Source organism: Candidatus Schekmanbacteria bacterium, from assembly GCA_003695725.1.
Lineage (GTDB): Bacteria > Schekmanbacteria > GWA2-38-11 > GWA2-38-11 > J061 > J061.
The window spans coordinates 1-4146 of record RFHX01000279.1 but is presented as its reverse complement, the minus strand read 5'-3'; the positions used below and the strand labels follow the sequence as shown (position 1 = coordinate 4146).

Genomic DNA, 4146 nt, shown 5'->3' with positions numbered 1-4146 from the left:
TAATAGTATAAAGTCAATAGTCTGTTTCAGGAAGATAGCAAAATAATCAGTATCTTATCTGACTCCTCAAGAAAGAGGATAATATGAATTTTTGGAAATATTCAAAGCAATAATATTATGACTCGAAAAACATTTCCATTGACCTTTTGACCCCTCCTTCTTCACCAAACAACATCTTATAACCTTTGACTCCGGGGTCGTGGTCAACAACTGTTTTTAGATATGCTTCGTATTTTTTCTTTGCATCTTCCAGATTATCACCTGTGAGAGGTTCTGCTTTTTCCACTAAATCGGAAAAAACGCCAAGATATTCCCTAAATATGTTGATAGCATCGTTATCAAGACTTTCTGTTATTTTTACCTGACACACTGCTCTTGAAAAAACATTTTGAATCTCTTCTCCAACATTTTTGGTGGCATTTTCCATAAGAGTTGGGTATTTGTCCCTAATCTTTATAAGTTTGTCGAAAAGAGGTGCATCTTCGGGCCTTTCCTTTTCGCCTGTGCGGTGTACATCAATCATTACCATTCGCTTCTTTCCCATAATGACGACTTCACCTGAGAAGATAGGAAGGTCATATTCCATCTTAGGCCTTAAAAAAGTAGAGCGTACACAAAAATAGAATGGCAGATTGATTCTAAGGCAGGTAATTCTTGAAAATTTTTCTGATGTAAAGACATCTCCATCTATTTTTACTAATCCCAATGTACGCAATGGCCTTTCCGGAAAAGGATGAGAAAGGGATACCCTTTGCAAATCAAACTTTTTTTTCAGATCTTCTATAATAATTGAATGAATGTTCTTTATTTCTGCCATTAAATTCCCTCCTGAAAAATCCTTTTTTTATTTTATTTAAGTATTTTTCAATATTGATTGTCAAAATTTTTTTACAAATGCATAAGCCCTTTTTTAAACTAATATTTGATAGCAGAATGAAATAACATCTTGGATCTACGAGGAAAAAGTTTCTTGTAGCGTTTTCAAAAATACTGTATTTTCAAAATAAATACAAAAAGAAGAATATAAGGAGAAGGAAAATGATTGCTGTCAAAAAGGGAAAAACTAAAATTTCTCTGAAGCAGGGAGATATAACGAAAGAGAAGACAGATGCTATAGTAAATGCCGCAAACTCATCTTTAATGGGCGGAGGAGGAGTGGATGGCGCTATTCATCGGGCTGGTGGCCCTGCTATCTTGGAGGAATGTAAAAAAATTGTTTCAAGGATAGGCAGATGTCCTGTTGGTGAGGCAGTGATAACAGGCGGAGGAAAGCTGAAGGCGAAATATGTTATTCATACTGTTGGGCCCATTTGGCATGGCGGGAATAGAGGAGAAAAAGAGTTGTTGGAGAAATGTTTTGAAAACTGCATTGACCTTGCCCTTAAAAATGGAATAAAAAGTATTGCTTTTCCTGCTATAAGCACAGGTGCATATAGATACCCCATCCACGAAGCGGCTGAAGTTTCCTTGGGCAAAGTCTTGTCTCTCGCAGAAAAGAATATTGACATAGATGAAATTAGATTTGTCCTTTTTAGTGATGTAGTTTTTAAAGTATTTTCTGATACTTTGAAGAAGGTAGCTCAGATTAAGGAATAAGAAGATGAATAGTACAGATTTATTACTATTGAGAATGAAGAGAGCGCTTAAACTCGACCAATCTCTTTTTAAAGAAGTGGAAGAAGATGAATCAGCAAACTCACAGGCCCTTGTTGTCCTTTTGATTACAGCCTTGTGTACTACGATTGGCATCTATCTCACAGGATTGACGAAAGAAGAGGGTGGAATGTATATTTTGTTGTTAGGGCTTGCTGTTTCTGTAATTGGGTGGATGCTCCTTCTTTTTATAATCTATATTCTTGGAAGCACTCTTTTTGGCACAAAAAGGACGGATGTCGTTTTTTTGTCACTCTTTAGGACAGTAACCTTTGCAGCTTCTCCCGGAGTTTTGCGTTTTTTTATTTTTCTCCCTGCATTGGGGCTATTACTTGACATTGCCGCGCAATTATGGTGCATAACAGGAATGATAATTGCATTGAGGAGCATTTTTGATTTTTCGACAGGACGAGCAACAGCATTGTGTATTGCTGGTTGGATTATTTATTCCGTTTTAATTTTTGGTTTTTTAAAACTTCTTGGAGTAAACATAGTCCTTCCTCCTAATAATTAAAAATATTCAATCTCTTGGCGTTGACAGAATGAGATTTTTTTTCAAAAAAAGATAGGAAGAATATTGATTTGAAAAGTAGTTGTTGAATTGGAATGAAGAATATGAAATCACCGCTTATAGTTTCACCTCTTGACAGCTATGATGATGTTGAAAAACTTGTCACAGCTGGCGCAGATGAATTTTATTGCGGCATTCTTACGAATGACTGGTACCATATTTACGCGCCTGCTTCCATTGATAGAAGGCCAAAAGGGCAAGCCCATTTTGAATCCTTCGACGAGCTTCAAAAGAGAGTGGAGAAGGCGCATAGTTTGGGCGCAAAGATCAACATTACCATAAATGAACATTATTATACACCGGAGCAATACGATTACATCGATGAATTCATCAAAAATGCGATTTCAATAAAAGCTGACTCTCTAATAATTTCTGACCCTGCACTGATTTTTTATATCAAGGAAAAAAAAATTCCTATAAAAGTACATTTGAGCACAGGTGGAGTCTGTTTGAATAGTGAAACAGCGAAGTTTTTTACAGAAGCAGGGGTTTCAAGGATCATTTTACCACGTCATCTCTCCCTCGATGAAATTGAAACGATATTGGATGTGGAAGGCGTTGAGTTTGAGACCTTTATATTTAATTCGAGATGTGTCAATGTAGATGGATTATGCACTTTCCAGCATGGCCTTTCGGGCGCCAAAGTGGAGCTTTATTATAAGAATGCCTGTATGCTTCCTTATGATATTCATGTGCTTACCCGTAAACCGACTGATGATGAGAAGAAAATTAATGCCGGGAAAAGGCAGAAGATATGGGAATATGTCCACATCGATGACTTCCCCTGCGGCGCCTGCGCCCTTTTTGAGTTTTCGGAGTTTGGCATCAAAGCAGTAAAGATTGTAGGAAGAGGAAATGACAGTGAAAGGAAACTCAAAGATGTGAAGTTTTTTTCTATGCTAAAATCCTTATTGAATGACGGCATAGATAAAGTTTCCTTTCGAGAGGAGACAAAAAGGCTGTATAAAGAATTTTATGATAGGAAATGCCGTTATCATATGTGTTATTATCCTGAGGCTATGAGTTAAAAATGGAGTTTGCTTTTTATATATCAAAAGAAGAGCTTCTTTCTTCACTCGATAATAATGCGACAAGAATCTACTATGGCTGTGAATTTTGCGAAAGATTGATACCAAATCTTTCAAGTGTTGAAAGAGTCCTTGAATTTTGCAGGGAGAGGAATCTTGCCTTTTCCTTTGTTACTCCATACTGTACAGACAAAGGACTATCAAAATTGAAAGAAATATTCACTGTACTTGAAAATCAGAAAAATAGTCCGTCTATTGAGGTGATTATAAATGATTGGGGAGTTGTAAGACTTTTGAAAAATGAATTTCCCTCATTGTCTCCTGTACTCGGACGCCTTATGACTAAGGTCAAAAGAGGACCTCGCCTTCTGCCTATTTTGGGCTATATTCCAAAGAAGACGAGAGAATATTATTGTTCGACAAATCTTGATGTCGAAGCATATAAAAGAGTGCTCAAGGAATTCAATATTGAAAGGGTAGAACTTGACAATATTTATCAGGGATATTTTACAAAGTCGATTCCCCGCGATTTAAGGGTTTCACTCTATATGCCATTTTCTTTTGTTTCAACCACGAGGTTTTGTTTGACTGCAGGATGCGAAGATGAAGAAAACTTTGAAAGAGTTGGCATAATTGAATGTAAGAGAGAATGCGAAAATTATACATTTATTCTGCGAAGTAAAGGAATGCCTGTCCCGCTTATAAGAAAAGGAAATTCAATTTTTTCAAAAAATGCAACACCGCCCTATATATTAAACAACGGCTTGATTGACCGAGTTGTCCTCCAACCAGAGATTCCAAACTAAAATATTATTATTTCATTATTCTATTTGTTAACTTAATATTTTTATTTTAAACTATTATTACGATAAATATTACTTGTCTATTTAAAGT

General features: G+C 36.1%; 5 protein-coding genes. 4 read left to right on the top strand and 1 reads right to left on the bottom strand.

Features of this window, described 5'->3' with window-relative positions; genetic code table 11:
- Positions 1–115 precede the first annotated feature (115 nt).
- A complete protein-coding gene (locus tag D6734_10785) occupies positions 116–817 on the bottom strand; it encodes a hypothetical protein (protein RMF93155.1) in 702 nt (233 codons plus the stop codon).
- A gap of 221 nt (positions 818–1038) precedes the next feature.
- Here D6734_10785 and D6734_10780 point away from each other — a divergent pair, with 221 nt between their 5' ends.
- From D6734_10780 to D6734_10765, 4 genes are all read left to right on the top strand, one after another.
- The gene (locus D6734_10780; GenBank protein RMF93154.1) at positions 1039–1596 is read left to right on the top strand and encodes an O-acetyl-ADP-ribose deacetylase; all 558 of its coding nucleotides are present in this window, start codon (positions 1039–1041) and stop codon (positions 1594–1596) included.
- A gap of 34 nt (positions 1597–1630) precedes the next feature.
- Complete coding sequence (locus D6734_10775) at positions 1631–2167, top strand: hypothetical protein (GenBank protein RMF93153.1); 537 nt, start codon at positions 1631–1633, stop codon at positions 2165–2167.
- Between the two features lie 92 nt (positions 2168–2259).
- Positions 2260–3252, top strand: coding sequence for a hypothetical protein (locus tag D6734_10770; GenBank protein RMF93152.1), 993 nt, complete (start codon positions 2260–2262; stop codon positions 3250–3252).
- Positions 3253–3254: 2 nt separating this feature from the next.
- Positions 3255–4058, top strand: coding sequence for a hypothetical protein (locus D6734_10765; GenBank protein ID RMF93151.1), 804 nt, complete (start codon positions 3255–3257; stop codon positions 4056–4058).
- The last annotated feature ends 88 nt before the right edge of the window (positions 4059–4146 follow it).

Bases quoted from the DNA above. Each gene is read 5' to 3' on its own strand.
- D6734_10785 (RMF93155.1), bottom strand. From the start codon at position 817: ATGGCAGAAATAAAGAACATTCATTCAATTATTATAGAAGATCTGAAA.
- D6734_10780 (RMF93154.1), top strand. From the start codon at position 1,039: ATGATTGCTGTCAAAAAGGGAAAAACTAAAATTTCTCTGAAGCAGGGA.
- D6734_10775 (RMF93153.1), top strand. From the start codon at position 1,631: ATGAAGAGAGCGCTTAAACTCGACCAATCTCTTTTTAAAGAAGTGGAA.
- D6734_10770 (RMF93152.1), top strand. From the start codon at position 2,260: ATGAAGAATATGAAATCACCGCTTATAGTTTCACCTCTTGACAGCTAT.
- D6734_10765 (RMF93151.1), top strand. From the start codon at position 3,255: ATGGAGTTTGCTTTTTATATATCAAAAGAAGAGCTTCTTTCTTCACTC.